The sequence below is a fragment of the Spirulina sp. CCY15215 genome (genome assembly GCF_016888125.1).
In the GTDB taxonomy this organism is placed as follows: Bacteria; Cyanobacteriota; Cyanobacteriia; order Cyanobacteriales; family Spirulinaceae; genus CCY15215.
The window spans coordinates 1-413 of the sequence record NZ_JACSWA010000180.1; the positions used below are offsets into that span (position 1 = coordinate 1).

Here is a 413-nt window from a genome sequence, read left to right on the forward strand (position 1 = left end):
GGGAAAAATCTATCCACTTCTAGATAAACTTTCCCTTCTGATTCAGCTTTGTACTTTAACATCGTACAAAACATTCCCCAACCTACATCACTAATCGCTTTCGCGAGTTTGTGATTGCGAACCATGCCTTTAACATTGAGATTTTCCACCACAATCACTTGGTTTTCGTTCACTATCTTACGGGATAGTTTGTGGAGAAAATCTTCACGACAGCGACTGATTTTGGCGTGAACTTTGGCAACTTTTACCCGTGATTTATTGCGGTTATTACTGCCTTTACTCTTACGAGCGTGTTTTTGTTGCTTTCGTTTTAGGTTCTGCGCGTGTTTATGGAAATGCTTGGGATTGTTATATTTTGAGCCTTCACTGGTAATGGCAAAATCCGTTAATCCCAAATCAATTCCAATGGCTTT

General features: G+C 39.7%; 1 protein-coding gene. It reads right to left on the reverse strand.

The window, feature by feature from the left end; genetic code table 11:
• Positions 1-413, reverse strand: a 413-nt coding sequence (locus JUI58_RS00905) for an RNA-guided endonuclease TnpB family protein (RefSeq protein WP_204101866.1), incomplete at both ends; no start/stop codon positions are given.